The organism is Acinetobacter sp. NigerLNRRAM0016, assembly GCF_054112845.1.
This window is the reverse complement of the sequence record NZ_JBSYVT010000017.1, coordinates 49,561-73,136: the sequence shown is the minus strand read 5'-3', so window position 1 is coordinate 73,136 and position 23,576 is coordinate 49,561. Positions and strand designations below refer to the sequence as shown.

Annotated in this window: 28 protein-coding genes; 27 read left to right on the top strand and 1 reads right to left on the bottom strand. The window is 41.3% G+C overall.

Features of this window, described 5'->3' with window-relative positions; translation table 11 throughout:
• Positions 1-6: 6 nt before the first annotated feature.
• The gene (locus tag ACWQ4X_RS11965; protein ID WP_457903787.1) at positions 7-2,448 is read right to left on the bottom strand and encodes an LPS-assembly protein LptD; all 2,442 of its coding nucleotides are present in this window, start codon (positions 2,446-2,448) and stop codon (positions 7-9) included.
• 120 nt (positions 2,449-2,568) lie between these two features.
• Here ACWQ4X_RS11965 and ACWQ4X_RS11960 point away from each other — a divergent pair, with 120 nt between their 5' ends.
• From ACWQ4X_RS11960 to ACWQ4X_RS11830, 27 genes are all read left to right on the top strand, one after another.
• Positions 2,569-3,585, top strand: a complete 1,017-nt coding sequence (locus tag ACWQ4X_RS11960) for an aminoglycoside phosphotransferase family protein (RefSeq protein WP_457903786.1) — start codon at positions 2,569-2,571, stop codon at positions 3,583-3,585.
• A complete protein-coding gene (gene murU, locus ACWQ4X_RS11955; RefSeq protein ID WP_457903785.1) occupies positions 3,582-4,271 on the top strand; it encodes an N-acetylmuramate alpha-1-phosphate uridylyltransferase MurU in 690 nt (229 codons plus the stop codon). Before ACWQ4X_RS11960 ends, murU begins: the two co-directional genes overlap by 4 nt.
• 85 nt (positions 4,272-4,356) lie before the next feature.
• Positions 4,357-4,989, top strand: coding sequence for a 16S rRNA (guanine(527)-N(7))-methyltransferase RsmG (gene rsmG, locus ACWQ4X_RS11950; protein ID WP_100242406.1), 633 nt, complete (start codon positions 4,357-4,359; stop codon positions 4,987-4,989).
• Between the two features lie 21 nt (positions 4,990-5,010).
• Positions 5,011-5,793: a ParA family protein gene (locus tag ACWQ4X_RS11945; protein ID WP_100242407.1), complete on the top strand. Its 783-nt coding sequence runs from the start codon at positions 5,011-5,013 to the stop codon at positions 5,791-5,793.
• Positions 5,790-6,677: a ParB/RepB/Spo0J family partition protein gene (locus ACWQ4X_RS11940; protein WP_457903784.1), complete on the top strand. Its 888-nt coding sequence runs from the start codon at positions 5,790-5,792 to the stop codon at positions 6,675-6,677. Before ACWQ4X_RS11945 ends, ACWQ4X_RS11940 begins: the two co-directional genes overlap by 4 nt.
• Positions 6,678-6,702: 25 nt before the next feature.
• Positions 6,703-7,341 carry a MotA/TolQ/ExbB proton channel family protein gene (locus ACWQ4X_RS11935; RefSeq protein ID WP_457903783.1) on the top strand — a complete coding sequence of 213 codons (639 nt, stop codon included), beginning with the start codon at positions 6,703-6,705 and terminating at the stop codon, positions 7,339-7,341.
• A gap of 8 nt (positions 7,342-7,349) precedes the next feature.
• Positions 7,350-7,772 (top strand): ExbD/TolR family protein, encoded by a 423-nt coding sequence (locus ACWQ4X_RS11930; protein WP_142768934.1) that lies wholly within the window; start codon positions 7,350-7,352, stop codon positions 7,770-7,772.
• A complete protein-coding gene (msbA, locus tag ACWQ4X_RS11925; protein ID WP_457903782.1) occupies positions 7,772-9,499 on the top strand; it encodes a lipid A export permease/ATP-binding protein MsbA in 1,728 nt (575 codons plus the stop codon). Before ACWQ4X_RS11930 ends, msbA begins: the two co-directional genes overlap by 1 nt.
• Positions 9,500-9,502: 3 nt before the next feature.
• Entirely contained in the window at positions 9,503-10,507 is a 1,005-nt protein-coding gene (lpxK, locus tag ACWQ4X_RS11920; RefSeq protein ID WP_457903781.1) for a tetraacyldisaccharide 4'-kinase, read from the top strand.
• Between the two features lie 9 nt (positions 10,508-10,516).
• Positions 10,517-11,278, top strand: coding sequence for a 3-deoxy-manno-octulosonate cytidylyltransferase (kdsB, locus tag ACWQ4X_RS11915; protein WP_100242413.1), 762 nt, complete (start codon positions 10,517-10,519; stop codon positions 11,276-11,278).
• Between the two features lie 12 nt (positions 11,279-11,290).
• Complete coding sequence (locus ACWQ4X_RS11910) at positions 11,291-12,277, top strand: DNA polymerase III subunit delta' (RefSeq protein WP_457903797.1); 987 nt, start codon at positions 11,291-11,293, stop codon at positions 12,275-12,277.
• 12 nt (positions 12,278-12,289) lie between these two features.
• Positions 12,290-12,631 (top strand): PilZ domain-containing protein, encoded by a 342-nt coding sequence (locus ACWQ4X_RS11905; RefSeq protein ID WP_100242414.1) that lies wholly within the window; start codon positions 12,290-12,292, stop codon positions 12,629-12,631.
• A gap of 24 nt (positions 12,632-12,655) precedes the next feature.
• Positions 12,656-13,429, top strand: coding sequence for a TatD family hydrolase (locus tag ACWQ4X_RS11900; RefSeq protein ID WP_457903780.1), 774 nt, complete (start codon positions 12,656-12,658; stop codon positions 13,427-13,429).
• 54 nt (positions 13,430-13,483) lie between these two features.
• The gene (locus ACWQ4X_RS11895; RefSeq protein ID WP_457903779.1) at positions 13,484-14,083 is read left to right on the top strand and encodes a TetR/AcrR family transcriptional regulator; all 600 of its coding nucleotides are present in this window, start codon (positions 13,484-13,486) and stop codon (positions 14,081-14,083) included.
• A gap of 15 nt (positions 14,084-14,098) precedes the next feature.
• Entirely contained in the window at positions 14,099-14,668 is a 570-nt protein-coding gene (locus tag ACWQ4X_RS11890) for a prepilin-type N-terminal cleavage/methylation domain-containing protein (protein ID WP_457903778.1), read from the top strand.
• Positions 14,658-15,029, top strand: coding sequence for a type II secretion system minor pseudopilin GspI (gspI, locus tag ACWQ4X_RS11885; protein WP_457903777.1), 372 nt, complete (start codon positions 14,658-14,660; stop codon positions 15,027-15,029). Before ACWQ4X_RS11890 ends, gspI begins: the two co-directional genes overlap by 11 nt.
• Positions 15,030-15,031: 2 nt before the next feature.
• Entirely contained in the window at positions 15,032-15,658 is a 627-nt protein-coding gene (locus tag ACWQ4X_RS11880) for a type II secretion system protein GspJ (protein ID WP_457903776.1), read from the top strand.
• A 40-nt stretch (positions 15,659-15,698) separates the two neighbouring features.
• Positions 15,699-16,646, top strand: a complete 948-nt coding sequence (gspK, locus tag ACWQ4X_RS11875) for a type II secretion system minor pseudopilin GspK (RefSeq protein WP_457903775.1) — start codon at positions 15,699-15,701, stop codon at positions 16,644-16,646.
• A gap of 108 nt (positions 16,647-16,754) precedes the next feature.
• Positions 16,755-17,351, top strand: coding sequence for a 6-pyruvoyl trahydropterin synthase family protein (locus ACWQ4X_RS11870; RefSeq protein ID WP_457903774.1), 597 nt, complete (start codon positions 16,755-16,757; stop codon positions 17,349-17,351).
• Positions 17,352-17,393: 42 nt separating this feature from the next.
• Positions 17,394-18,107, top strand: coding sequence for a uracil-DNA glycosylase (ung, locus tag ACWQ4X_RS11865; RefSeq protein ID WP_457903773.1), 714 nt, complete (start codon positions 17,394-17,396; stop codon positions 18,105-18,107).
• Entirely contained in the window at positions 18,104-19,228 is a 1,125-nt protein-coding gene (locus ACWQ4X_RS11860) for an enoyl-CoA hydratase/isomerase family protein (protein WP_457903772.1), read from the top strand. Before ung ends, ACWQ4X_RS11860 begins: the two co-directional genes overlap by 4 nt.
• 4 nt (positions 19,229-19,232) lie before the next feature.
• On the top strand, positions 19,233-19,748 hold the full coding sequence (tadA, locus tag ACWQ4X_RS11855; protein WP_457903771.1) for a tRNA adenosine(34) deaminase TadA: 516 nt from the start codon (positions 19,233-19,235) through the stop codon (positions 19,746-19,748).
• A 59-nt stretch (positions 19,749-19,807) separates the two neighbouring features.
• Complete coding sequence (locus tag ACWQ4X_RS11850) at positions 19,808-20,239, top strand: SRPBCC family protein (RefSeq protein ID WP_457903770.1); 432 nt, start codon at positions 19,808-19,810, stop codon at positions 20,237-20,239.
• Between the two features lie 17 nt (positions 20,240-20,256).
• Positions 20,257-20,940, top strand: coding sequence for a (d)CMP kinase (gene cmk, locus ACWQ4X_RS11845; protein WP_457903769.1), 684 nt, complete (start codon positions 20,257-20,259; stop codon positions 20,938-20,940).
• A 108-nt stretch (positions 20,941-21,048) separates the two neighbouring features.
• On the top strand, positions 21,049-22,725 hold the full coding sequence (gene rpsA / locus ACWQ4X_RS11840; protein ID WP_016167693.1) for a 30S ribosomal protein S1: 1,677 nt from the start codon (positions 21,049-21,051) through the stop codon (positions 22,723-22,725).
• Between the two features lie 161 nt (positions 22,726-22,886).
• On the top strand, positions 22,887-23,192 hold the full coding sequence (locus ACWQ4X_RS11835) for an integration host factor subunit beta (protein ID WP_100242426.1): 306 nt from the start codon (positions 22,887-22,889) through the stop codon (positions 23,190-23,192).
• 20 nt (positions 23,193-23,212) lie between these two features.
• Complete coding sequence (locus ACWQ4X_RS11830; RefSeq protein WP_044740024.1) at positions 23,213-23,572, top strand: lipopolysaccharide assembly protein LapA domain-containing protein; 360 nt, start codon at positions 23,213-23,215, stop codon at positions 23,570-23,572.
• Positions 23,573-23,576: the final 4 nt, after the last annotated feature.

The window sequence follows — 23,576 nt, the reverse complement described above, 5'->3', positions numbered from 1 at the left end:
TCCAAATTAATTAATACGATCGTAACCTAAAATTCGATTTTCAAGCATGGATGCCAGTTTGTTGTTAAAACCAGCTAAACCTTTCAGGTTGATTTCGGCCATGAAAGCTTTTTTAGGTTTAACGCTAGAATCACTTACATCATCCAAGTCGTTGTAGTAAGAACGTCCGTATAGGGAAATTCCCCAGCAGCACGATTCGTAATTCACGCCAAGCAAGTATTCACGCGCAACGTTGTTATCCATGTCATATTGAGCGTGCCCCATAATACGCCAGTTGTTATGTACTGGTTGTATAAATGATGCAACAAATTGGTCATATTTATCTTGACGATTGGTGATTTCTTTACGATAGAAATAACCAGCACTGTAGATATTGCCTTGATCACCCATATAGTAAAGTTGAACGTCACGTTGTGCATTATCTCCGTTCGCCATCCATGCAGAGTTTGCACTAAGTCGATAATGTTCAGACAATTGACTTGATAGGCTAACAATTGGACCCGTGTGTGATTCGGTGTTCAATTCATCTGTTGTGCCATCTAGGGTGACGCGACGATCATCAAAATAAAAACTCTGACCCACGCTAGCTTTTAAACGCTCTAAACCAATATCATCAAACAAGCTATAACTTACCCCTAAAGATAAGAAGTTATTATCTTCTAAGCGGTCATGACCATAGAAGCGTTTTGAGCTAAACAGTTGGTCATAGTTAATTGAAGCACTAATGGTGTCGAAGTTTGGATAATCCGATTGATTTTCATACGGTGCATAAGCATAGAACGCACGTGGAGTGATGGTTTGCAGATATTTACCATCTTTCTCGAAGGTTAAGCCGGTATCTAAGCTAAACTGCGGCACAACCACAGATTTGTTCTGGTCAGAGCTCACACTTGTGGTTTGGCTTTGCTGCGCAGTAATTGTATCTTGGTCGTAGAAGGTGTTGATGCTGCGTACCGATACTTCTGGAATAACAAATGACCAAGGGTTGCGGTAATTATAACGGACAGCGAAGTCATTATAGATACGTGTGCCACTTGGTTCAGAGGTTGCTGAAGAGGTGCTGCCAATATTCTTTTTAAAATAAGCAGTATCGTTATTAAACTCGTACTGGAAACCTTGTGGATTTCCACCTTTATAGGTTAATAAAAACTGCGGTAAGCGAGCATATGGACGATCTTCATCAGAAACGGTTTTATCCAAAGTCTGGAAGTCTTCAACTTTTAACTGTGCAGTAAGTCCTGGTACACCATTTTTATAATTGAGTTCCCAAGCACGACGCAGGTTTAAGTCTGTTTTGGTATTTGGGTTGTTGTTTAAATCGGTAAAATAATCTTTATCCGATGCATAGTTATATTCTAGATTGGTTGAAAAACTGTCGTTGATTTGCCATTTGTGTAATACATGCAAATCTTTACGATCTTGATTTTCATAGCTTTCATCTGAAGGCAGGTAGCCTCCCCAGATTTTCCCTTCGCCAAAGTTTTCGGTGAGATAACGGAACTCAGCGTCAATCATGGCACCACGATCACTCATATAGCGTGGCGTGAGTGTGGCATCATAATTCGGGGCAAGATTCAAATAGACAGGTACAGAAAACTCAATACCACCGTCATTGGTATAACCAAAACCTGGGGTTAAAATACCAGTGGTTCTACGGTCATCAATTGGGAAGTTAAAGTAGGGTACAGCCAAAACGGGTACATCTTTAACATACAATTTGGTGCCTTTGGTGACACCGCGTCCAGTTTCTTGATTTAGTTCAATGCTGTCAGCCTGAATCTTCCAAGTCGGTTTTTGTTCAGGAGGACAGGTGCTGTAGGTCGCATTGCTTAACATCACCACATTTTCTGAGGTGCGTGCAATCTTTTCTGCATGTCCGTGTGCATGTTGTTCTTCAGCAATGTAGTAACTGTTATTTAAATCACCTTGCTGGGTTTTTAGGTTGTAATTAATTTGATCGCTTTGAGCCAAGAGACCCGCTTGTGCCATTTGCACACGACCTTGCGCATTGGCATAAGTCTGTGTTTTATCAATGGTGATTTTATCTGCACGAATTTGTCGACCTTGTTGGTCGATCATGACATTCCCTTCAAGGACAGAGTCACCATTCGGGTCATAATGACCATAGTCAGCAGTCACAACGGAAGTTGCATTGCTTGGGTCTATGGTTGCCTCGCTCGATACAATCGGTGTGACCCATGCACCTCGGCAATACGCACCACTAAGAGATTTGCCCTGACGTTGTTGAGCTTCAGGTGCAGATTTATCAACATAGTATTGTTCAAAAAAATGTTGCCCAGCATAGGCTTCTTTTATGCTTGCTTTAAGTTGGTCGTTGGTTAGGGATGAAACAGTATTAGATGTATCTGCGTATGCCGTAATCGAGCTTCCGCATAAGAGGCTGAAAATAGCAGTCGCTAAAGGATTGAATTTAAACTGATGCTTCATTTGTATCATTAACCAAGTATGCTTAATCGCAATTAATTATTGTCGCATCATAGAGAAAAAGTTGATAAGTGGCTACACTTAGCACTTTAAAAACTCAGCCTGTATTAGAATTTATCGCAAATGAATACACAACGTGAACAATTGATACAAACATGGATTACATCTGTACTTGGTTCAGATCAATTTGAAATTAATTTTTTAGCAGGCGATGCTAGCTTCCGTCGTTATGCACGAATCAATTTGAATAATAAAACATTTATGTTGATGGATGCACCTCCTGAGAAAGAAGATTGTGTACCTTTTGTGTCGATTGATGAATTTTTTGATGCACATGGCGTGCGAGTACCGCATATTGTGGCGAAGGATTTAGAGCACGGCCTGTTGCTGCTTGAAGATTTTGGCGATGTGTTGCTCTCTACACAGTTAGATGACCATACGGTTGATACGCATTATGAGCAAAGCTTTAAACAGTTGATTCAATTGCAGTCCATTAATGGTGAAGGTCATTTCCCAGCATATTCTTATGAAAAGTTGCTGACTGAGATGTCATTGCTCACCGATTGGTTGCTGCCAAGTTTGCAGATTCAACCGACGGATGAAGAGTCTGCATTGATTAAGCGTACATTTGCGATTTTAGCCAATGCTGCGTTGGCTCAACCACAAGTAATTGTGCACCGTGATTTTCATAGTCGTAATTTAATGCTTTTAGCTGGTGAGCAAGAGCAGGGTGTGATCGACTTTCAGGATGCAGTGATTGGTGCAGATACCTATGATCTAATTTCAATTACCCGTGATGCCTATGTGCAGTGGGATCCTGTGCGCGTGTACGGCTGGTTTAAAGTGTTCTATGATTTATTGCCTGCTTCAGCAAAAGAAGGGCGCGACTTTGAACAGTTTAAGCAAGATGCAGATTTAATGGCCATTCAACGTCATATTAAAATTTTAGGCATTTTTGTGCGCTTGTTTGAGCGTGATGGTAAATCTGGCTATCTCAAAGACTTGCCACGTGTCATGTGGTATTTGTTGGAAGAAAGCAAGCCATATGCAGAATTACAACCATTTATGCAGTTTATTCAGGTTAAAGTAATGCCGAAATTTGAACAAAACTATGGCAAATACGAGGTTGTTGCTGCATGAAAGCCATGATTTTAGCTGCGGGTTTAGGGAATCGGATGCGTCCTTTAACCCTTTATAAGCCTAAGCCTTTGCTTGAAGTCGGTGGTAAGCCGCTGATTGTTTGGCACATCGAAAAACTCAAAGAGATTGGTGTCACCGAAATTGTGATTAATTCTGCGTGGTTGGCAGATGTGCTGATTGGTGCTTTGGGTGATGGTTCGCAATTTGGTGTCAATATTTTGTGGACGCGCGAAGAAGAAGGTTTGGAAACCGCTGGTGGCATTATTAATGCTTTACCTTTATTGGGTACGGAACCTTTCATTTTGGTGAATGGCGATGTCTGGACGACTTTCGATTTCGCTTCATTATTGGATGTCGAACTCAATCAAGATTTGGCGCATTTGGTCTTTGTGAAAAATCCCCCACAGCATTTGCAAGGTGATTTCACGCTGGTGAATGGACGTGCTTATACTTTTGAACAAGCGCAACAAGGAGAAGATTTGACCTATAGTGGTGTTGCGGTATTACATCCACAAATGTTTGCTGGTTTGGAAAATGGCAAGCGTCCGTTAGCACCATTGTTAAAACAGGCCATGCTGGATGGTCGTGTTGCGGCAGAAAAAATGCAGGCTTCTTGGGTAGATGTGGGCACGCCAGAGCGTTTATCTGCCCTTGATTTGCAGATTAGGCAAGGCATGTATGCTTAAGTGAATATTCACTAAGCATAAGCCACTATGACTTCATGTATAAATCGGTATACTTCACCTAACATTTTCGAGACGTTAATTGTATATGCACACGTTTTTTCAAGAACTAAAGCAGGGTAGTCAAGCTTTAGGTTTAGAGCTCAGCGAAGAGACTTTAAATTTATTACTCAAATACCAAGACGCTTTAGTTCTTTGGAATAAGGCGTATAACTTAACTGCAATCCGTGATCCTAAAGAAATGCTGGTCAAGCATTTGCTTGATAGTTTGAGTATTTTGAAGGATTTACCTCAAGGGCGTTTGCTTGATATCGGTACAGGTGGTGGTATGCCAGGCATGATCATTGCATTATGTCAGCCTGAACGTGATTGCGTACTGTTGGATTCTAATGGTAAAAAGATTCGTTTCTTAAAACAGTTTATTGCAGACTTAAAATTAAAAAATGTGATTGCTGTGCAAACACGTGTTGAAGATGAAGATAGTATTCGTGATTTAGGACAGTTTGATGTCATTACCAGTCGAGCGTTTGCTTCACTGACTGACTTTGTAACTGCTTCCAAGCCCTATATGCATGACAAGAGCATCATTGCCTCTATGAAAGGCTTGATTCCTGAAGATGAAATTATCGCATTAAAAGATGAATACAGTTGTGAAATTATCGAGTTGAAAGTACCTCGATTAGATGAGCAACGCCATTTATTATTATTGAAACAGATTTAATTATTTCGAAGGACTGGGGTCATGGCTCAAATTATTGCGATTGCGAACCAAAAGGGTGGCGTAGGAAAGACCACAACCGCAGTTAATTTGGCAGCATCGTTAGCCGTGCTGAAAAAAAGGGTTTTACTTGTGGACATGGATTCACAAGGTAATGCCACGATGGGGTCGGGCATTCAAAAGAATGACCTATTATATTCAGTTACCGATGTCCTCTTGGGTGAAGTGCCAATTGAAACAGCAATTAGCAAAGCAGAAGTGGGTTATAAAGTTCTTGGTGCAAACCGTGACTTGGCGGGTGTAGAACTTGCGATTGCCGAGCAGGAAGGTCGTGAGTTTATTTTGCGTGATGCATTACAAAGTATTGATCATGCTTTTGATTATATTATTGTGGACTGCGCACCAAGTTTGAGTTTAATCACGGTAAATGCCTTAGCAGCGGTGCAAGGTGTGATTATTCCAATGCAGTGCGAATATTATGCACTCGAAGGTTTGGCGGACTTAACCCAAACCATCGACCGTATTCAGCAGGCATTGAATCCTGACCTAGAGGTTGTGGGGGTTTTGCGTACCATGTATGACGGTCGTAATGCCTTGACCCGTGATGTGTCTGCAGAACTCGAACAGTACTTTGGGAAAAAACTGTATGACTCAGTGATTCCACGTAATGTACGTTTGGCTGAAGCGCCAGCACACGGTTTACCGATTATTTATTTTGAAAAAAGTTCAAAGGGTGCAGTTGCTTACTTAAATTTAGCAGCTGAGATTTTAAAGAAAAGCAAAGTGAAGAAAGGAAGTAAAGCATGACCTTAAAAAAACGCGGACTTGCCAAAGGTCGTGGTCTGGATGCCTTGCTTGGGTCAATCCAAAAAGAAAAATTACAACTTGAAGTTCAAGCATTGGATCATGGTCAGCTGAAACAAATTGATGTCAATTTGCTTAAACGTGGTGAATATCAACCGCGTCGTTTTATTCATGAAAATGATTTACAGGAATTAGCGGCATCCATTAAAAAACATGGCGTGATGCAGCCGATTGTGATTCGTCCAATTGCGGATGATGCATATCCTTATGAAATTATTGCTGGTGAGCGTCGCTGGCGTGCGGCTCAATTGGCGGGATTGACTGAAATTCCAGCTTTGGTGCGTGATCTGAATGATCAGGTTGCGATTGCATTGGCATTGATTGAAAATATTCAACGTCAAGATTTAAATCCAATTGATCAAGCCCTTGCGCTACAACGTTTTCATGATGAATTTGGTTTAAGCCATCAAGAAATTGCTGACACAGTGGGTAAAGCCCGTACGACCGTCAGTAATTTACTGCGTTTATTGACTTTGGCAGAACCTGTGAAAGACATGATGCAGCAAGGCGAGCTTGATATGGGGCATGCGCGTGCAATTCTAACTTTGAAAGCGAAAGAGCAAATAAAAGTTGCTGAGTTGGTGATTGCAAAAAGCCTATCTGTACGTCAAACAGAACAGTTGGTACGTGAGTTGACGGCGCCAAAAGCTGAAAAGGCCAAAACGGAAGTAGCACCAGATTTACAGCAACTCACGCAGCGTTTGGCTGAGCGTTTTAGTGCTGATGTAAAAATTGACCATAATAAGCAGGGTAAAGGCAAACTGGTGATTCATTATCATTCACTCGATGAGCTGGATGGTATTTTGAATATTTGTTTAGCTGATTAATTTTTAAAATTCTTGGGGAAGAATAATGTGGGAATTAGTAAAAGCTGGTGGATGGTTAATGATTCCACTGGTTTTATGCTCCATCTTTACAGTTGCAATTGCGATTGAACGTTTTATTCGTTTAAAGCGTTCAATGGTGTTGCCAAAAGAGCTACTGTTAAGTGGAGGACAGGATGTACAGCAGGTCGTACAACAATTACAAAATAGTCAGAACCTACAGTCGAGTAGCCTAGGGCGTATCTTAGTCTCAGGTATCCAAAGCAAAAAATACACCGAGCAATATGCGCGCGCACAAATGGAAGCAACCGCATCTCAAGAAATTGGTTATTTGGAAAAAAATATCAATTTTTTGGGGACCTTAAGTGCGGTAGCGCCGTTGTTGGGATTGTTGGGTACTGTAGTCGGGATTATTGAGTCTTTCTTGGTGATTGATATTGGTACCAATAGCAACCCAACCATGATGATTCCAGGAATTTCGAAAGCTTTAATTACAACAGCCGCGGGTATGCTAATTGCCATTCCTGCTTTATTTGCCTATCGCTATTTTCAGCGTTTGGTGCAGGAATATGTTGCAGAGCTAGAACAGCAATCAACTTTATTCCATGCAGCTCTTTTCTACCAAAATTCTGCTGTTGAAGAGCAAGAACTCCGTAAAGCGGGCTAAGGTGGAATATGAAATTCAAGCGTAGGCAAGTTGAAGATATTCATATTAATTTGACACCAATGATTGACTGCTTGTTGTTTATCTTGGTGTTTTTGCTGTTATCAACCACATTTAATCAATTCAGTCGCATGAATTTGACTTTGCCTGATGCGCAGGGTGTACCTCCGAAGCAATACAATCAAAAAATTGAAGTGATTGTAGACTCTTCGGGTCACTATGCTGTCAATGGGCAAGCTTTGTCGAGTAAAGAAGTCGCGGATTTAAGTACTGCAATTAAACAGATTTCTAACGAGCGACGTGATTTAATGTTTGTGATTGCTGCAGATGCCAAAGCCACTCATCAGGACGTTATTCGTGTGATGGATGTTGCAGGGCAGCTCGGTTTTGTGAATGTGAATATCAGTACCAAAGTACCATCTCGAGGTTATTAGTGAATCAGGATTTCAAGGTCTATCTACGTCTTTTAGGCTATCTAAAGCGATTTTGGGGCGTAGCGATTTTAATCGTCATTGGTTTTGCTATTAACGCAGCAACCGAAGTATCTATTGCAAAGTTGTTGGAAAAAATTATTACAGCCATTCAACATCGGGATCAGGGTTTTACCAATCTTATCCCGTTTTTGGTGGTGTTGTTGATGTTCTTCCGTGGTGTGGGCTCATTCATTGGTGGCTATTTTACAGCGGTCATTTCGCGAAACTTGGTGTTCGATATTCGTCAGGAAGTCTTCGCGAAGCTGTTACGATTACCTTCGCAGTATTATCTAGACAATACCAGTGGCCACATCACTGCAAAAATTATGTATAACGTGGAACAGCTCACGGCTGCTTCCTCTGAGTCTTTGAAAACAATTGTGCAGCAAGGTTTAATTACCTTGGGCTTGTTGGGTTATTTAATTTATACCAACTGGCGTTTGACCCTCATCATTCTGATTTTTGCGCCTTTGATTGGCTTGTTGATTCGTAAAGCATCGAAGCGCATGCGTAAATTGTCTTTACAAGTGCAAGACACCATGGGCGATGTGAATCATGTGGTGCAAGAGACGGTGAATGGTAATGTGGTGGTTAAGGGTTTTGGTGGGCAAGCTTATGAGCAAGAGCGTTTTAAAGCGACGTCGATTGAAAACCTCAAGCGTGGTTTGAAAATGGTGGTGGTGCAGCAGTTGAACAGCCCTGTGGTGCAGTTCATCATGTCCATCGCAATGAGTATTATCATGTGGATTGCCTTGCGCCCTGAAATTTTACGTGATACCACGGCGGGTGAATTCGTTGCTTATATTACAGCAGCGGGGATGTTGAGCAAGCCAATCAAAGCCTTGACTGATGTGAATGAGAAATTACAACGCGGTATGGCTGCTGCACACTCAGTATTTGAATTGATTGATCTGCCTGAGGAGAAAAATACAGGGACTTTAACCCCTGTATTAAAAGGTGATATTCAGTTTAAAGATGTAAATTTGGTTTATGCTGATGGTCATCATGCGATCCGTGATTTCAATTTGCAGGTCAAAGCGGGTGAAACGGTTGCCTTGGTTGGTCGATCAGGTGCGGGTAAAACCTCTTTAGTGAATTTGTTGCCACGTTTCCATGAGCTCAGTTCAGGGCAGTTATTGCTAGATCAATATTCAATTGATGAAATTGAAGTGAACTGTTTGCGCGCTCAAATTGCGATGGTGAATCAGCAGGTCGTGTTATTTAACCGTACAGTACGTGAAAATATTGCCTATGGTTTATTGCAAGATTCTACAGATGAGCAAGTGATTGCAGCGGCTAAAGCTGCTTATGCACATGACTTTATTATGGCTTTACCACAAGGCTATGACACTCAATTGGGTGCACAAGGCCTGAATTTATCGGGTGGTCAGCGTCAACGTATTGCGATTGCGCGTGCTATCTTAAAAAATGCGCCGATTTTAATTTTAGATGAAGCCACCAGCGCTTTAGATAATGAATCTGAATATTTTATTCAGCGTGCATTTGATTCGGCAATGCAGGATCGAACCACCATTGTGATTGCACATCGTCTGTCGACCATTGAAAATGCAGACCGTATTGTGGTGATGGATCAAGGTCGTATTGTTGAGCATGGCTCTCATGCGGAATTGATTGACAAACGTGGTGCCTATTTCCAGTTACATCAGCGTAATTTTGAGGAAAACTAAGCAATGTCAGTCGCACAATTTATTCAGAGTGCTTGGAATCGACAAGCAAAGTGGTTAATTGTGCTGCGACCTTTGTCTTGTCTTTATCATTTTGGGTTTTGGCTCAATAAAAAGCTCTATGTAAAAGGGTTAAAATCTGTTTATACCGCACCGGTTCCAGTGATGATTATTGGCAACATAACGGTCGGTGGCAGTGGCAAGACCCCGTTGCTTATTCATCTGGTAAATTATTTACAAGCTAAAAATGTCAGAGTAGGCATTATTAGTCGTGGTTATGGGGGTAAGGGTCCATTTCCTGCTTATGTGGGACTGGAAGCTACCCCGGATCAAGTGGGTGATGAGCCATGTCTGATTGTGCAATCAACAGGTGCTCCTATGGTGGTTGGGTCCAATCGCCAGCATAGCATTGAATTGCTTTTAGCAAAGCATGAGTTGGATCTCATTATTAGTGATGATGGTTTGCAACATCATGCGCTTGCACGACAGCTGGAATGGATTGTACTGGACCGTAATCGTGGTTTGGGGAATGAAAAACTCTTACCTGAAGGTTATTTGCGCGAACCGAAAAGTCGATTAGGTTCGGGAACGGTCATTGAACATGCAGCTCAACCTGAATCAGAGTTGAATATGCATTTAGAGGTTGCGCAGCCATATTTGCTGAATGCATTAGAAGCTCGCCCTTTCGATCCCGATCAAGATTTTTATGCCGTTGTTGGTATCGGTTTTCCACAACGTTTTTACCGTACGCTGGAATCTATTGGCATCAAGCAATTTCAGTGTCACGAATTTCCTGATCATCATGATTATGAATTAACAGATTTGCAGTTTGAGGATACCAATCCCATTATTACCACGGAAAAAGATGCCGTTAAACTGCTACCAATTTTAAAACAACATCCAGATTTTAATCGTGAAATTTGGGTGGTTCCAGTTGAAGCTGTACTTTCAAGTGCATGTTATCGAGTGCTCAATCAGCAGTTGGCTGATTTAGGCATTCATATTGAATAAGAGTGAATTATGAAACATATCGTCATTCCTGCGCGTTTTTCCAGCTCAAGATTACCTGGTAAACCATTGTTAGAAATTCATGGTCGTCCAATGATTTTACGTGTCGTTGATCAAGCAAAAAAAGTACAAGGCTTTGATGACTTATGTGTGGCGACGGACGATGCACGCATTGCGGAAGTTTGTCGTGCTGAAGGTGTGGACGTGGTGCTCACCAGTGCAGATCATCCATCAGGTACGGATCGTTTAAGCGAAGTCGCACGCCTTAAAGGTTGGGATAAAGACGATATTATTGTCAATGTTCAGGGGGATGAGCCGTTATTGCCAGCAACTTTGGTGAAACAAGTGGCGGAGCTTTTGGTCGCGCAGCCTGACTGCTCAATGTCGACACTGTGCGAACCGATTCATAGCATGGAAGAATTCCAGCGTGACAGCATTGTAAAGGTGGTGAAGTCGAAGTTTAATCAAGCCCTTTATTTTAGCCGTGCGACCATTCCTTATGACCGTGATGGTGCCAAACTTGCCAATCCAGCACTACATAATCAAGCTTATCGTCATTTGGGTTTATATGCATACCGCGTTAGTTTATTACAAGAATATGTGACTTGGGAGATGGGTGTATTGGAAAAGCTTGAAAGTCTTGAGCAGTTGCGTGTACTAGAAAATGGACATCGTATTGCAATTGCGGTTGCTGAAGCTAATTTGCCACCTGGGGTGGATACACAAGAAGATCTTGATCGCTTAAATGCCATGGATGTTGCGCATTTTGAATAAGACAGATTGATGATGCAGACAGAACTTCAACCACAAATTTTTCCATGGCAGCAAAATGTATGGAACACCTTAACAGGGCGTTTCCCACAGTTGGGACATGGTTTATTGTTTTATGGCAAAAAGGGCTGTGGTAAAGAAGCCTTTACCCAGTATTTTTTGGCATGGATTCTGTGCCAACAACGCCATTTACGTAATGCGCCCTGTGGCGAATGCGGGAGTTGCCAGTGGTTGAAATCTGATACGCATCCGAATTATGTGTATATCTCGACCGATGAAGACAATAAAAAGCAAAATGCCAAAATCAAAATTGAGAAAATTCGTGATTTGTTGCCTTTTGTGCAGCAAACAGTCGATGGTTGGCGGGTAATTGTGATTGAGCCAGCAGAAGCGTTAAATACAGCTTCTGCAAACGCATTGCTGAAGACGCTTGAAGAACCAGGTGATCGTGTGGTGATTATTCTTCTGGCCGAACACTATCTCAAATTACCAGCCACCATACGCAGTCGATTACAACATTTTGCTTTAGATCGAATCAGTGCTGAACAGACTCAGGATTATTTATCAGCGCACTTGGCTGCTGAATTGACGCCAATGCAATTTCAATTGTTGTTGAATTTATCCAACGATATGCCTCTTCAAGCACTTGTACTTGCTCAGAGTGAGTGGCTGCATTTACGTCAAGACTTTTTAAATGATTGGCAAAAATTGGTCACAGATAAAAATATGCCAATGGCTATTGCGACTAAATGGCAGAAGGCGTTGGCATTTGATGATTTTAGTCGTATGTATGAGTACTTGTTGGCTGACCTGATTTGTGTCAAGCTGAATCAGCCCATTAAAAATATTGATTTGCAGTTGGTTCAGCTGGCAGAGCACTATTCTTTAGAAAAGCTTTTTGATTTATATTCAGATTTACAACAGTCCAAACAGTTTATCGAGCAAAACGTACAAACAAATCTAGTACTCGATCAACTGTGTATAAAACTAATGAATGTTTAAAGGGGAAATACAATGCAACCACGTATGGGCGGTATTATTCATGCAAATATCTCGGATAAGGAAACACTGTACAAATCGTACATGCCTTATGTTGCAGGTGGTGGTTTATTTATCCCTTCAAAGCAAGCAGTCAAGTTGGGTGATGAGGTCTTCGTATTGACCACATTGCCTGATCAGTCTCAAAAAATTCCCTTAACTGGTAAAGTGATCTGGATTTCACAAAAGCAGAATGGCATTAAGCCACAAGGTTTTGGTATACAGCTCGTGGGTGAGAAAGGGGTTTACTTTAAATCTGAGGCAGAAAAACTTCTCGCAGGCTTTAAAGCCGAAGGTCGTTATAGTTACACCATGTAATTGGGTTAGAAATAGGAAAAAATTGTGTTTGTAGATACCCATTGTCATTTAACTATGCTTGATCTGACTCCTTATGGAGGAGATTTAGATTTGGCTTTGGCGCAAGCGCGAGAAGCTGGCGTTACAAAATTCATGAGTATCTCGGTCGATCTGGATGATCATATTGCTTTGGCTGAAATTGCTAAGCGTCATGCAGATGTGGGGTATACCGTCGGAGTGCATCCTTGTGAAGATGCGGCTACCATGGCAAGAGCAACAACAGAGTATTTGGTAGAGCTGGCTCAGGCAGATAAGGTTTGGGCATTGGGTGAAACTGGTCTAGATTACTTCCACAGTGCTGATTTTATTCAGGAGCAAAAAGCATGTTTTGCTCGACATATTCATGCTTCGCAAATCGTGAAAAAACCTGTTGTGGTACATACTCGTTCAGCCAAACATGACACTGTGGATATCATTCGTGCAGAAAAATCAACGCATGGGATTTTGCATTGTTTTACTGAAGATTGGGAAACAGCTAAAGCTGTGTTAGATTGCGGTTACTATGTATCATTCTCGGGCATTGTATCGTTTAAGAATGCACAGGATTTAAGAGATGTGGCTAAGCAGGTGCCACTAGATCGAGTATTGATTGAAACAGATAGCCCATATCTTGCACCAGTGCCATATCGCGGTAAAATAAATGAACCCAAATATGTGCCATATGTAGCCAAAGCTTTGGCTGATGTATATGATAAGTCGCTGGAAGAAATGGCATTAATCACAACACAGAATTTTGAAAACTTGCTGCAATTAAAGTAATAGACTGTGTAGTTTTAGACTAAATATAAGAATTGAAGAGAGTGTAGAGTGAAGATGGATCGTCAAGCTCAGTTTCGAGCAAGAGAAACCCTAATTTTTCAAGTGGCTGAGCAATTGTTGCTGGAAAATGGCGAATCAGGTATGACACTCGATGCTCTGGCGGCAGAGCTGGACTTGGCGAAGGGTACTCTCTATAAGCACTTTCAAAGTAAAGATGAACTCTACATGCTGTTGATTATTCGTAATGAACGTATGTTGCTTGAAATGATTATGGATTCAGAGAAGGCTTTTCCAGAACATTTGGCTTTCTTTATGTTGCATCATCTGCATCATCCTGAGCGGACGGTGCTGTTCCATCAAATTGAAGAGCGTTTGTCCATAACGGGTCAGGGCATTCAGCATTTATTCAGTGAGTTGTATAAAGTCAGACGTCACCGTTTACGCCTTATTATCAACATGACCGAAACGTATTTGGCTTCAATTCATAGCTCAATGTCGGTACGTGATTATTTGGCTTCAATTTGGTCATTAACCCATGGCGCAGCGGCAATCTTAAATTCAAGTTTCTATCAGCGTTATTTAGGTTCGCGAGATACATTGCGTGTGGCGTATATCGACCAAGCACTTGCTTTGCCTAAGCAAGTAAGCGCTTAGAATCAAGATCAAGCTATGACTGTCCATCATCAAGCTTCAAATCGCGGTTTTACACTGATTGAAGTGATGGTGGTTATTGTGGTCATTGCGATTGTGACTTCGTTAATTATGATGAACTTTGGTGGGATTGATCAGCGTAAAGCAATTCAAGCCCGCGAAATATTCTTAATGAATCTACAGCGTATTTCCCATGAAGCAAACGATCAATCTCGGGTTTTGGCCTTAAATATACAGCCAGCAACAGATGTCAGTCCTTTTCGCTATGCAGTTGTAGAATATCAACAAAATCAATCAAATTATCAGGCAGGTGTTGAGCGAACTCCTTCATTGAATCAGTCCCTTTGGGCTGAGTATTCAGCATTTAAAGTCCAACCTTTACCTGATGATGTGAGTTTTCAAATTCAGTCGACTGATTATCAATATGATAATGCCCAAAATTCAGCTTTATTGAACAATCAAGCTCCGCAATTAATTTGGTTGGGTAATGGTGAAGTAAAGCCAGTGAGAATTCAGTTCTATTTCTCCCAGCAGTCAATTGGACCTGAAATCGAAATTGACCATTTAGGTAAAATAAATGAAATCTAAAGGGTTTACATTGTTGGAAGTCATGGTAGCGCTGGCAATATTTGCAACTGCTGCGATGGCTTTAACCAAAGTGGCGATGCAATATACACAGGCAACTGCTCAGGCAATGTTACGTACCAAAGCGCAATTTGTGGCACAAAATGAAATCGCCAAAATGCAAATTAAAGGTGAATGGCTGGAAGGAACGCAATCTGAACAGTTGTCGCAACAAGGTGAGCACTGGCAGGTTGAAAAAACTGCGCAATCAACCATGAGTCCAAATGTACAACGGGTTGAAATACAGGTGCGTTTATTTAATACAGAAACGGGTAAGGCTGAATCAGGTGTTACGCATTTGGTCTTTTTTAATAATAGAACATGATTATGCCTAAACGTGCAGGTTTTACTTTGGTGGAGCTTTTGGTGGCAATTGCAATTTTTGCAGTATTGTCTGCTTTAGGCTGGAAAGTTTTCGATTACCTGATCAAAGTAAAGGATCGTAATGCACAACATGAACAGAAATTGGCAAGTTTACAGCAAGCCTATCAACAGATATTAAAAGATACCATTCAGATTGCCCCTTTAACCTCAAATCTGAATGGTGATGTTCATCCTGCTTTAATCTTACAAAATGGTCGTTTTACTTTTAGTAAGGTGGGGGTAACAGATCCTTTATTGCAGGGAATTCCTCCGGAAGAGCGGGTGGAATATCAATATCAAGCGGATACTCAGACCTTAAATCGCGTGCGCAAGCGTGGTTTAAATGTCATATCACAGACGCAGTCGGAATCCAGTGTCCTGCTGGAAAATGTAGAGCAATTTCAGGTGGTCGTGCTGAATCCAAACGAAGCTTCCGCTTGGCCTGAGATGTCTGGGCAATCTGATGAGGCTTTGATCAAGAAACGCTTACCTAAGGGCGTAAAAATTAATTTAACAGTGAATGGCGTAGCGTATGAATGGATTTTTAGCTTGCTGAATACAGATTATTTAGACAAAAAACAAAATAGTTAAGCACTTCGGGTGTAGGTTGCTGTTCATGATGAGATGCTAAATGAAGAAACAAAAGGGTATCGCATTAATTACAATTTTGGTCATGGTGGCTTTGGCAACCATTCTTGCTGCAACAATTGCACAGCGCCAAAAGTTTACTGCGGAAAATACCGCATATTTGATGCGCCAGAACCAGTCGTTATGGTATGCCAAAAGTGCTGAAACTTTTTTTTCTGAGTTATTGGTGGAAGATGCAGAAAATGCAGGTGATGTCGATTATCTACAGGAAAACTGGGCGAAGCCTATGCCTGCATTCCCAGTTGAAGATGGTTATGTTACAGGTCAACTCTATGATGAGTCCGGTAAGTTTAATTTAAACAGTCTTGTGGATGACTCAGGGCAAGTGAACGTCGTTGCAAAGGAGTGGTTTGAACGATTACTTACGAATGTCGGATTAAATGCGCAATTGAGCGAAGCAGTGATTGATTGGCAGGATGCAGACAACGAAACCATAGGCCCAATGGGCGCAGAGGATAGCTATTATCGAGGCTTGAGGAATGCTTATTTGCCTGCAAATAGCAAATTTCATGCGGTTGAAGAGCTTAAAATGGTACGCGGCTTTGACGGTGAAAAGTATTTGCAGATCGCGCCTTATGTGAGTGCTATTGCAGTTCAAGATGCCAAAGTGAATATCAACACAGCACCTGCAATTGTATTGGCGAGTTTAGCTGAAAGTTTGGATTTCAAAACAGTAGAGGCTGTATTGGAGCAAAGACAGCAGAATATGGAACATTTTTCAAATGTCGATGAATTGTGGAGTCTAGAGCCATTCTCTCAAGCCAAAAATGAAAATCAAACCGCTTTAAATGCATTACTTGGTGTGAAATCTAGTTACTTTCAGGCCAAAATTGAGGTCATGTTGAGCGAAAGAAAGCGTCAATTTCAGACCTATTTGCTCAGAGAAGATAAAAAAGTGCATGTGCTTTATCGTTCGCTTGCACCTGAATAAGGCAATCAGAAAAGACCGATCGTGATAAATGGTAAATTTAATGCGCTTTAGTTCACTTTTGTTCTATAATTAGCATTATTTTATTGACGATTCATACCATTCAGACACATGTTAATTCGTAAGTTGTTTAAGTTCGAAAATGCGCATATTGTGCGAAACTGCACATCGGATCGCTGTAAGCGTTCGATTCATGGGCATAGTTATAAAGTTGAATTATTACTTAAAGCTTCGAAGTTGGATCATGGTCAAATGGTATATGACTTTGGTTTGCTTAAAGGGCTTATCAAAGACATTTTTGACAGTTTTGATCATGCCATCTGCTTTTGGCAGCATGATGATCCTGAATATATTCAAGCGTGTCAAAAATTCAGCGCACGTTGGGTGGCATTGCCTGTTTCACCATCTGCAGAACAATTCTCGCGAATCTTTTTCTTCTTGGCTCAGCAAATTCTTGCATCGACCGAAACACAAAATGGTGAAGGTGATGTAGAGGTTTATTCTGTGATCGTGCATGAAACAGACACAGGTTATGCACAAAGCTTTTTAGAAGATATTGAAAATGCGCAGATGGGTATTTTGTCTTTGGATGAGATTGTATTTTCAGAGCAAGTACAGTCGGAATGGACAGATCCGCAGATGTATCAAAAGCTGAAACAAGGTTTTAAATTCCAAAATCCAAGCGTGGATTTACAAGTAAAAATTTAATTTACAAATTAAGAAAGAATTTTAAGGGATTAGGAAATAAGCATGTCTTATACCGATCAACAACTACACAAGTTGGATAAAGTTCAGCTTGATGCCAGTTGGAAATATGGACTCAGTGATTTCTTGCTCAGCCCGCAAATGGATGAGTTAAGAGATTTTTTGGTGTCGGAAAAGCAAGCGCAGAAAGAAATCTATCCACCGAGCAGTTTGATTTTTAATGCGTTTAATACCACACCTTTAGAGCAAGTAAAGGTTGTGATTTTGGGTCAAGACCCGTATCACGGACCCAATCAGGCACATGGTTTGAGTTTCTCTGTGCAAAAAGGGATTGCCTTGCCACCCTCCTTACGTAATATTTTTCATGAATTACATGCGGATGTAGGTGTAGAAATCCCGCGACATGGTGACTTGACCCATTGGGCTGAACAAGGGGTGTTGTTGTTAAACAGTGTGTTGACTGTAGAGGCGGGGCAACCGACTTCGCACCAAAAACGTGGTTGGGAAAATTTTACCGATCATGTGATTGATGTATTGAATGAACAGCGAGAACACATTGTATTTATTCTTTGGGGCGCCTATGCTCAACGTAAAGGACAAAGAATTTATCCAAACAAACACCTCATCTTAAAAGCAGCACATCCATCTCCTTTGGCTGCAAACCGTGGTGGTTTTTTTGGATGTAAGGTTTTTTCTAAAACAAATAATTATCTCAAACATAATGGCATTGAGCCGATAGATTGGCAGCTGGACGCATGACAAACTCTCCCGTATTAAAAAATTATCACCCAGACGTTCTTGTAGAAGAAGCGATTAATGGTTGGCGTATTGTCCGTTTAAATCGCCCTAAGTCGTTACACGCTTTAGATGAATCGATTGTTACAGCGTTATTGGAAGTATTTCAGGACTTTCACCACGATGATCGCGTCAAAGCAATTTGGCTGGACTCAACCACACCGAAAGCATTTTGTGCGGGTGGTGATGTACGTAAATTGCGTCAATTGGTGATTAATTCTGAAGTTGATGCAGCAAATAAATTCTTTGAGCAAGAGTATGCCTTAGATCTACTTTTACATAACTACGCTAAACCTGTATTGGTTTGGGGTGAGGGTTATGTGATGGGTGGTGGTCTAGGTTTGTTTATGGCGGCACCATTCCGTATGGTGACACCGTATTCACGTTTGGCAATGCCAGAAATCAATATTGGTTTATATCCAGATGTGGGGGCGACCCGTTTCTTGGCTGACCGTGGTGCGATTGGCTTGTTTACAGGTTTAACGGGTTCAATCATGACAGCGGCAGGTGCTTATAGTATTGGTTGGGCAACGCATATCTGTGATGCGCATCGCGACAAAGTGTTGGATAAGCTGATTAATATTGATTGGGGACATTACCCAGCGGGTGATTTCCGCGCAATTGATGACACTTTAAATAGTCTGCATCGTCCTGTAGGGCCTGGTCCATTACAAAATTCATTAGATGTCATTCAAAGTGTTTGCCGTGGTGTGAATTTCGAGCATGACTATGAGTCGATTATTGGCTTACGTGATGCGCGTAGTGATTGGTTGCGTCAAGCCAGCGAAAACTTGCAAAAAGGCTCTCCAGCAACCGCAGCTTTAACTTGGTTGTTGTGGCAGTGGGGCAAGCAAATCCATTCTTGGAATGAAGTGTTTGAGTTGGAAACACAAATTTCTGACTGGAAAATCCGCCATGCTGATTTTGTTGAAGGTGTACGCGCTCGTCTGGTGGATAAAGATTTGGCGCCAGAATGGAGTGCGGGAACGGATATGTCTTTAAAAGGTATTTTATCTTCTAATCCACCTGTAACAACCATTGAAAGTTGGAATCAGCTTCTTAAACAGTATGGTGTGATTGTCTAAAGCAATGTCCGAATTTGAAATTTATTCAGATGAATACTGGATGCAGCTTGCTTTTGAGCAGGCTGCATTGGCTGCCGCTGAACAGGAAATTCCTGTCGGTGCGGTATTGGTGAGTCAAAATCAAATTTTGGGTGTTGGGCATAATGCGCCCATTTCTCTGATGGATCCGACAGCACATGCTGAAATTCAGGCGATCCGTCAAGCCTGTCACAATCTTCAAAATTATCGGCTTCCTGCTGATGCTGTTTTATATGTCACTTTAGAACCTTGTACCATGTGTGTGGGTGCTTTAATTCATGCGCGGATTGCACGTGTGGTATTTGCAGCGACTGAGCCTAAGGCGGGTTCGTTGGTCAGTGCTCGAAAGCTATTAGAAACAGGTTACTACAATCATCAATTTGAAGTGCTTGGTGGGTGTCTAGAAGCACAGTGTTCTCAGCAATTGGGTGATTTCTTTAAAATGCGACGACTGCAAAAGAAAGAACAGAAAATACAACAAAAACTTGACGGTTTAAAATAATTGATCAAATTTCATGTAGAATTTGATGACAATAATAATTGTCAAATTGAGATGAATATATGAATTCGATTCAAGTACAAAAGAAATTTAATGCGCCTGTGCAGCAAGTCTTTGACTTATTAGCAAAGCACGCAACTTATAATGTGGCGTTTGCACCCATTCAGGTGGAGAGAGTGGTTGATTCGGCAGATCCTCAGCGTTCAGATGGTTTGAGCTCCGTCAGACGATTGGGTTTGGGACCTGTAAAACCATTGAAGGAACAAATTACGCTAATGCAGGAAAATCAAAGAATTGAATATAAAATTATTCAAAATCCATTGATTAAACACCATCTTGGCATAATCGAATTTGAGGCATTAAATCCTGAGTCAACATTGGTGACTTATACGATTGAATTGCAGGCACGTGTTCCATTTGTCAATAAATTAATCCTTGCACAGCTTAAATCAGCGATTAAACTAGGCTTTTCTAAACTCGCAAAATCTGTATAAGGTAAAACGGAATAGCAATGACAGTAAATATTATTACCATCGATGGGCCAAGTGGTTCAGGTAAGGGCACTCTTGCGGCAAAGCTGGCAGGACATTACCAGTTCCATTTATTGGACTCAGGTGCTTTATACCGTTTATTGGGTTTGTCGTTGCATAAGCAGAACTTATTAGATGTACTGGATCAGCAATTAGATCGTTGTGCTGAAATTGCAACAAATTTAGACATAAAATTCGTAACCACTCCAAATGAAACACAAATTTTATTAGAGGGTGAAGATGTCACTCAAACCATTCGAACAGAACGTGTAGGAGAATTCGCATCAAAAGTCGCAGCAATTCCTGTGCTTAGAACGGCATTGTTTGACCGTCAGCGTGCATTTGCACAAGCGCCAGGCTTGGTTGCGGATGGTCGAGATATGGCAACGACGATTTTTCCAGAAGCACAAGCGAAGATTTATTTAACGGCTTCAGCGCAATCCCGAGCAGAGCGTCGGGTAAAACAGTTGCAGGGTATGGGGCTGGATGTTAAAATAAACGACATTTTAGCTAATATTGAAGCTCGCGACAAACGAGATATGGAACGCGAAGTCGCTCCACTCAAACCCGCAGCCGACGCTTTGATTATTGATAGCTCTGAATTAAACATTGATGAAGTGTTTAATCTGATGACTCAATATATCGATAAGCAATTAGTGAAGTAAAGAAATTTTTAGCGAAAGCATAGCTTGATCAGTTTATAACGGACTATGTAGACGCTTAACTAAAACGGCCTTGTCTGATCCAAGACCGCATACTTTATCGGGTATATCATGACCGAATCTTTTGCAGCCCTCTTTGAAGAAAGCGAATTAAACCTCAACGTTGAAAAGGGTGCTGTCATCCAAGGCGTTGTAGTAAGCATCGACTCTGACTGGGTAACTGTTGACACTGGCCTTAAATCTGAAGGTGTTGTTGACCGTGCTGAATTCTTAAACGAACAACGTGAACTTGAAGTTCAAGTTGGCGATACAGTTGATGTTGTTGTTGAAGCTCTTGACAACGGTATGGGCCAAACTGTTTTATCACGTGAAAAAGCGAAACGTGCTGAAACTTGGACTAAACTTGAAAAAATCTTTGAAGATGGCGAAATCGTTACTGGTGTTATCTCTGGTAAGGTTAAAGGCGGTTTCACTGTTGACATCGGTCCAGTTCGTGCGTTCTTACCAGGTTCTTTGGTAGATACTCGTCCTATCCGTGACACGACTCACCTTGAAGGTAAAGAGTTAGAATTCAAAGTAATCAAACTTGATGCAAAACGTAACAACGTTGTTGTATCTCGTCGTGCTGTTATGGAAGCTGAATCTTCAGCTGACCGTGAAGCTCTTCTTGCTCAGCTTGAAGAAGGTCAAACAGTTACAGGTACTATCAAGAACCTTACTGACTACGGCGCATTCGTTGACCTTGGCGGTATCGATGGTCTTCTTCACATCACTGACATGGCTTGGAAACGCATCAAGCACCCATCAGAAGTTGTTGAAGTTGGTCAAGAAGTTACTGTTAAAGTACTTAAATTTGACAAAGAGCGTAACCGCGTATCTTTAGGTCTTAAGCAATTAGGCGAAGATCCATGGTTAGCGATCATGAGCCGTTACCCTAAAGGTTCTATCGTTAAAGCTCGCGTTACTAACTTAACTGACTACGGTTGCTTCGCTGAAATCGCTGAAGGCGTTGAAGGTTTAGTACACGTTTCAGAAATGGACCATACGAACAAAAACATCCACCCATCTAAAGTTGTTCAGATTGGTGACGAAGTTGACGTTATGGTTCTTGAGGTTGATGAAGAACGTCGTCGTATTTCTCTTGGTATCAAACAAACTCGTGCTAACCCATGGGAAGAGTTTGCTAAGAACCACGACAAGGGCGAGAAAGTTTCTGGTACGATCAAATCTATCACTGACTTCGGTATCTTTATTGGTTTACCAGGTGGTATCGACGGTCTAGTTCACTTGTCTGATATTTCTTGGAACGAACAAGGCGAAGAAGCTATCCGTCGTTACAAGAAAGGTGACACTGTTGAAGCGGTTATCTTGTCTGTAGACGCTGAAGGCAACCGTATCAGCCTTGGCATCAAGCAAATGAACAGCGATCCGTTCAACGATTTCTTAGCTGCTAACGAACGTGGTGCTTTGGTTAAAGGTACTGTAACTGCAGTTGACGCTAAAGGCGCTACTGTTAAGTTAGCTGACGAAGTAGAAGCTCAATTAAAGGCTTCTGAAATCAACCGTGACCGCGTTGAAGATGCAACTAAATTCTTGGAAGTTGGTCAAGAAGTTGAAGCGAAGATCATCAACGTTGATCGTAAATCTCGCTCTATCAACTTGTCTATCAAAGCGAAAGACGAAGCTGAAGAGAAAGAAGCTGTTGCTAACTTGAAGACTGCATCTGCATCTCAAGACAATGGTCCTAAGACTATTGGTGACTTGATCAAAGCTCAAATGAACCACTAAGTAGGTCGTATAAATCGTATTGTTAATGTAATTTAACTAATACTTTTTACACAAATACTGTAAACGGTAGCGTAGTATTTAATTATTGCGCTACCGTTTTGTATTTAAACAGGTTATTATCAGTTTAGGTACAAGTAGCTTGATAATTAAAGAGGTCGCAGATGACTACTGAAGCACTTAATAAGTCTGACTTAATTGAGCGTATTTCTCTAAAAAACCCGCACTTAGCGGAACCTTTAGTTGAAGAAGCAGTTAAGATCATGATTGATCAAATGATTGCAGCACTCTCGTCTGATAGTCGTATTGAAATTCGCGGGTTTGGTAGTTTTGCCTTACATCATCGTGAACCACGCATTGGTCGCAATCCTAAAACAGGAAAGTCTGTTGAAGTTGCTGCAAAGGCGGTTCCACATTTCAAACCTGGTAAAGCATTACGTGATGCGGTGAATGAAGCTATAAATCAATAATAATAAAAAGTGGGGTGTATATGCGTTATGTATTGGTCGCCATATTAATCATTCTATTTGGTTACTCGTTGGCTTTGGTTTTACAGAATGGTACTGAAGTCACGGTTGATTTGTTGTTTACACAAGTCCCTGCAATGCGTTTGGGTTTAGTTTTATTGTTGACTCTGGCATTAGGTGTGGTAGTGGGATTATTACTTGGCGTGCAAGTATTCCGTGTGTTTCAAACAAGTTGGGAGATTAAGCGCTTACGTAAGGATATTGATCACCTACGCAAAGAACAAATTCAAGCTGCGCAATTGGCTGCTGCTGAGGCTGCTGCAAATGCAAGGCATGAAAAAACTGTATTTGATGTAACAAACGATAATAAAAGCCCATTATAATGGG

Coding starts and splice junctions, on each gene's coding strand:
- ACWQ4X_RS11965 (WP_457903787.1), bottom strand. CDS start 2,448: ATGAAGCATCAGTTTAAATTCAATCCTTTAGCGACTGCTATTTTCAGC.
- ACWQ4X_RS11960 (WP_457903786.1), top strand. CDS start 2,569: ATGAATACACAACGTGAACAATTGATACAAACATGGATTACATCTGTA.
- murU (WP_457903785.1), top strand. CDS start 3,582: ATGAAAGCCATGATTTTAGCTGCGGGTTTAGGGAATCGGATGCGTCCT.
- rsmG (WP_100242406.1), top strand. CDS start 4,357: ATGCACACGTTTTTTCAAGAACTAAAGCAGGGTAGTCAAGCTTTAGGT.
- ACWQ4X_RS11945 (WP_100242407.1), top strand. CDS start 5,011: ATGGCTCAAATTATTGCGATTGCGAACCAAAAGGGTGGCGTAGGAAAG.
- ACWQ4X_RS11940 (WP_457903784.1), top strand. CDS start 5,790: ATGACCTTAAAAAAACGCGGACTTGCCAAAGGTCGTGGTCTGGATGCC.
- ACWQ4X_RS11935 (WP_457903783.1), top strand. CDS start 6,703: ATGTGGGAATTAGTAAAAGCTGGTGGATGGTTAATGATTCCACTGGTT.
- ACWQ4X_RS11930 (WP_142768934.1), top strand. CDS start 7,350: ATGAAATTCAAGCGTAGGCAAGTTGAAGATATTCATATTAATTTGACA.
- lpxK (WP_457903781.1), top strand. CDS start 9,503: ATGTCAGTCGCACAATTTATTCAGAGTGCTTGGAATCGACAAGCAAAG.
- kdsB (WP_100242413.1), top strand. CDS start 10,517: ATGAAACATATCGTCATTCCTGCGCGTTTTTCCAGCTCAAGATTACCT.
- ACWQ4X_RS11910 (WP_457903797.1), top strand. CDS start 11,291: ATGCAGACAGAACTTCAACCACAAATTTTTCCATGGCAGCAAAATGTA.
- ACWQ4X_RS11905 (WP_100242414.1), top strand. CDS start 12,290: ATGCAACCACGTATGGGCGGTATTATTCATGCAAATATCTCGGATAAG.
- ACWQ4X_RS11895 (WP_457903779.1), top strand. CDS start 13,484: ATGGATCGTCAAGCTCAGTTTCGAGCAAGAGAAACCCTAATTTTTCAA.
- ACWQ4X_RS11890 (WP_457903778.1), top strand. CDS start 14,099: ATGACTGTCCATCATCAAGCTTCAAATCGCGGTTTTACACTGATTGAA.
- gspI (WP_457903777.1), top strand. CDS start 14,658: ATGAAATCTAAAGGGTTTACATTGTTGGAAGTCATGGTAGCGCTGGCA.
- ACWQ4X_RS11880 (WP_457903776.1), top strand. CDS start 15,032: ATGCCTAAACGTGCAGGTTTTACTTTGGTGGAGCTTTTGGTGGCAATT.
- gspK (WP_457903775.1), top strand. CDS start 15,699: ATGAAGAAACAAAAGGGTATCGCATTAATTACAATTTTGGTCATGGTG.
- ACWQ4X_RS11870 (WP_457903774.1), top strand. CDS start 16,755: ATGTTAATTCGTAAGTTGTTTAAGTTCGAAAATGCGCATATTGTGCGA.
- ung (WP_457903773.1), top strand. CDS start 17,394: ATGTCTTATACCGATCAACAACTACACAAGTTGGATAAAGTTCAGCTT.
- ACWQ4X_RS11860 (WP_457903772.1), top strand. CDS start 18,104: ATGACAAACTCTCCCGTATTAAAAAATTATCACCCAGACGTTCTTGTA.
- tadA (WP_457903771.1), top strand. CDS start 19,233: ATGTCCGAATTTGAAATTTATTCAGATGAATACTGGATGCAGCTTGCT.
- ACWQ4X_RS11850 (WP_457903770.1), top strand. CDS start 19,808: ATGAATTCGATTCAAGTACAAAAGAAATTTAATGCGCCTGTGCAGCAA.
- cmk (WP_457903769.1), top strand. CDS start 20,257: ATGACAGTAAATATTATTACCATCGATGGGCCAAGTGGTTCAGGTAAG.
- rpsA (WP_016167693.1), top strand. CDS start 21,049: ATGACCGAATCTTTTGCAGCCCTCTTTGAAGAAAGCGAATTAAACCTC.
- ACWQ4X_RS11835 (WP_100242426.1), top strand. CDS start 22,887: ATGACTACTGAAGCACTTAATAAGTCTGACTTAATTGAGCGTATTTCT.
- ACWQ4X_RS11830 (WP_044740024.1), top strand. CDS start 23,213: ATGCGTTATGTATTGGTCGCCATATTAATCATTCTATTTGGTTACTCG.